This window comes from Bradyrhizobium sp. JYMT SZCCT0428 (genome assembly GCF_018131075.1).
Lineage (GTDB): Bacteria > Pseudomonadota > Alphaproteobacteria > Rhizobiales > Xanthobacteraceae > Bradyrhizobium.
Genome location: NZ_JAFCLS010000138.1, coordinates 1 through 3,763, shown reverse-complemented (window position 1 = coordinate 3,763; position 3,763 = coordinate 1). Strand labels below are relative to the sequence as shown.

The window sequence follows — 3,763 nt, the reverse complement described above, 5'->3', positions numbered from 1 at the left end:
GTTTCATTGTGGTCGCATGTCACCGTCAAAGAAAAATTGCGAGGCATGGCCGCGGACGGTTTAATCGAGCGAAAGCAAGTCTCGAACGCAGGCCGGGAGGCTACTGTCTATTTTCGACGTAGATAAGTTTTACGAGAAGGCTCTAAGGCCATGTTTGATCCGCTGACGGATGCTGGGGCAATGATTAAACGCGCTTAAGAAGCAACAACGCGAGCAAGACAGTTCCCGAAGTCGCGGACACCAAAGCCATGTTGACCAAGTTGCGGGTGACCACTGCGATAGCTGAAACTCGATCGGGTGCACCCGAGCTGCTCCCCCGTTTAGATCGATTGGTTGTCTTGGGCTTTTTTGACATTTCAATCCGATAAATTAGCGGGTCAGGCCGCGTTTTGCGTGCCTGACCCTGACGCATTCCCTGTCGAGTTTGTCCCGATCTGCAGCAACATTCGCACGTGCGGCGACACGAAAGCTTAAGTGATCTGGTAAACCAAACCTGAGCGTCGCGTATGGTTTACGAAGTTGGGAGCTTGCTATGTGATGTGCCGCTCTCGCGCCCTGCAGCCCGCACTAGACTGAACCTGCGAACACGGCGGGTTTCAACCGTATGGGATTGTCTCGCCCGCCGCACCCCCTCCTTACGGCCTCGTCGAAAGAGATACTCCGAGCTTTGCGGCCATTACGCTCGTCGCGCTGGGGGTCCGCTTTAGTGTTTTTGCGATTTTTGTGACGCCTGCCTTCGACTTAGCCATCGTTTTCATTTGTCTTATGTCGTCCTTACTCCAGGCGCGACGAACGATCTTCTTCGCTTTGGCCATTTATTCTCCGAGTGGTTTTGTGGCGAGGGTGGCTTTTATCACGATGAAAGGCGTTGGCAACTGACAAGCTATTCAATGTGACCGTCGGGGTATCTGCGCTGCGACAATAAGGTTCAGTGCCGGTCCAAAACCGATGCAAAGAGATGATAGCGCCTTCGCCTTTAGGTCCCGCGGCGCGCGGGGCAGCGAAAGTACTGAATTGTCGGTGATTATTCTGGAATGGTCCCGAAGATGTAAACGGCTGCGCGTAGTAGATCGGGACGCTCTCCTAGCGCAGCGAACCATTTCCGATAAATGTCGAGGATCTGGGGACTGCTGTAGAGCTGCGAGAGAGCTTTATTGACTGCGGCACGAAGTCTCCAGTCTCCTCTGGGTAGCACGAGGGCATACGGCTCGCTGGAAAGGTTTTCCGGGAGCATCTTGTAGGTCGATCCGTCGGCATTGGCCGCGCCGATCAGCAACAGCTTGTCGCTGGCCAAGCTTTCCACGGCGCCGCTTTGCAGCGCGACGATGCCCTCGCGCCGGTCTCTTACCCGGATCACGGCAGTTTGAAGCTGCCGCCGCTGGATCTCCTTGGTCAGCGCAACCTCGTTGGTTGTCCCCATGATTACGGCGATTTTCTTGCCTTGCAAGTCGCCCAAACTGGAAATGCCAGAGTCGGCGCGCACCATCAGACCCGTGTTTTCCATAAAAATGAAGCTGGAAAAATCGACCTTCGTCATGCGGCCAAAGGATACTGAACTCGCGCCACATTCAATGTCCGCCACACCCACCGCGATCGTGTCAAAGCGGTTTTGCGAGTCAACGGGCACCCATTCTACGGACAGAGTTTTATTCAGCTCCCGTCCAAGCGCGTCGGAAATAAATTTGCAGAGATCTATCGAATAACCATCCGGCTTTCCGTTCTGAGACATAAAAGAAAACGGGTTCGCGTCCGACCGGTAAGCGAATTTGATGATTCCGGTATTGGATATCTTCTTCAGGCGGCCTTCCAGTTCTTGAGCTAACGCACCGGCGGCAGTACCCACGATCATAGCTAATAGTAGAAAGGCGCGGAGCATTATTAGGATCCTTCCGTGTCTTACTGCCGCAGCCAGACCGAGATTAATCTGCCGCCAGGTTTAACCCGGCTCATGCGCGGCGCCGTCACCTGCTCTGGTTTGACGCACTCCATCGTTGTGTCGTACGCCATGCTGTCCACGGGCCAGCACCCCATCACAACAGCGTCCGCGAGTTCGGCGACTTGGTGCCCTCGACTTGCTTATCGATCACCCTCCTAGTGCGCCGCGCGAGCGGACTCGTTCAAGGCTTGGAGGTTCCTCGACGAGTCCGCAACCGCCGCCGCTGCCGGTTTCCGGCATAGGGGAGCCTACCCTCCATTCCAGCTTCGTCTGCACATCAATGGACACAGAAAAGCGAGAACCTGCGCTGTGTGGCAATTAAGTGACCCTAGTTCGCGCCGTTCTCGGTACCGGCGACCGATTCCACGGTAAACTGGTCATCGTCTAACAAGGCTCGAATTGCCCTTGCCCTTCACGTTGGCACGGACCAGACCAACTGGGTCTAACGATGTCCGTTGCTCGGGGTAGACCGGAAGTGGCTGGTATGGCTTAGACCGACGCGATTGACCCACAGCGGACATTGGGACGCAGGTTCCCGGGCCGATGGCCTGGCCTTTATTGCTCGCCGCCCTGCGCCAAAATGCTAATCTCCGGATAAAGAGCATCCTTTGAGGAATCAATGAGACGGCGCGAGTTCATGACTCTCTTAGGCGGTGCGACGGCGTGGCCGCTCTCGGCGCGCGCGCAAGAGGCGGGTCGCATCTATCGCCTTGAGGTTTTGAGTCCCGGACCGAAGGTGGCGCCGTTTAACGCCGCATTTTTTGACGAGCTCCGCGTGTTCGGCTTCGTCGACGGAAAGAATTTGAAGGTTAATGGCGGCGGCTTTGGTCTGCGTGACGAGCAACTCGCCGAAATCGTGACGGCGATGGCTAAATCCCCACCAGATGTCATTTTCTGTGCCGCAGTGGCCCATATGCGCGCCGCACAGGAATCGATGCCCACCGTTCCTATTGTCGGCCTCGCCACTGACATGGTTGCGACTGGACTGGTGAAATCGCTTGCACGTCCTGGCGGCAACATCACTGGCATCAGCCTTTTGGTTCCCGAACTTAACGGCAAGCGGCAGGACATAATGATTGAGGCGGTGCCCGGGGCTCGCCGGATGGCGATGCTGGCGGAGGCGACAGCTACCGAGCCGCAGCAACTCAAGGCGCTTCAAGATGCGGCCGGCGCGAGCGGCATTGAGATCACGATTTTTACCATCCGCACGTCCGAGGACATCGCGCGGGCGATGAACGAAATCAAAGCGTCGGGCGCCGCCGCTATTAATGTGCTGTCGTCGTCGCTGTTGTTCGTCAATCGTCGCCTAGTCATCGAGCGTGCCGCCGCGCTGCGGCTTCCGGCCATCTACGAATGGCCTGAAGTGGCGGAAGAAGGTGGTCTTATCGGATATGGCACTCGCTTGTCCGGCATCTTTCGCCAAGCGGCGCGGATGGCCATTAAAGTGTTGCGTGGCACCAAACCCGCCGACATTCCTGTCGAGCAACCGAGGGACTTTGAAATGGTTATCAACCTCAAGACCGCGCGGGCGATCGCCCACGAAATTCCGGCCGGATTAGTGCTGCGTGCAGACAAAATCATAGATTGAACCGTATATGGATGGCGCCTATTGGCACTTTTGGTGGCACGGTTTGGTGCAGGTGAATGACTGGGCCTAAGCCCATCCTGCGTGCCACGGCGTTACGTTGAGAATTGTCTGTGTCGAGGCTGCACCGCGCAAACGCATCACTGAGCGGGGTGAATGGGCGTCCGGCATTTGGGCCTGGGTCGACGATCAGGCTTGCTATGCGCCAAACGAGGTGGGTCTAATCGACTGCAAATCTCAAG

The 3,763-nt window shown here is 56.6% G+C and carries 2 protein-coding genes; one reads left to right on the top strand and one right to left on the bottom strand.

What is annotated here, in order from left to right; translation table 11 throughout:
- Window positions 1–1,024: 1,024 nt before the first annotated feature.
- A complete protein-coding gene (locus JQ575_RS43900) occupies window positions 1,025–1,876 on the bottom strand; it encodes an amino acid ABC transporter substrate-binding protein (protein WP_212039349.1) in 852 nt (283 codons plus the stop codon).
- A 679-nt stretch (window positions 1,877–2,555) separates the two neighbouring features.
- Between JQ575_RS43900 and JQ575_RS43895 the strand changes: the two genes are divergently transcribed.
- Window positions 2,556–3,524 (top strand): ABC transporter substrate-binding protein, encoded by a 969-nt coding sequence (locus JQ575_RS43895; RefSeq protein ID WP_212039348.1) that lies wholly within the window; start codon window positions 2,556–2,558, stop codon window positions 3,522–3,524.
- Window positions 3,525–3,763: the final 239 nt, after the last annotated feature.

What these genes read in the sequence shown, in the direction of transcription:
- JQ575_RS43895 (WP_212039348.1), top strand. Translation starts at nt 2,556, where the DNA reads ATGAGACGGCGCGAGTTCATGACTCTCTTAGGCGGTGCGACGGCGTGG.
- JQ575_RS43900 (WP_212039349.1), bottom strand. Translation starts at nt 1,876, where the DNA reads ATGCTCCGCGCCTTTCTACTATTAGCTATGATCGTGGGTACTGCCGCC.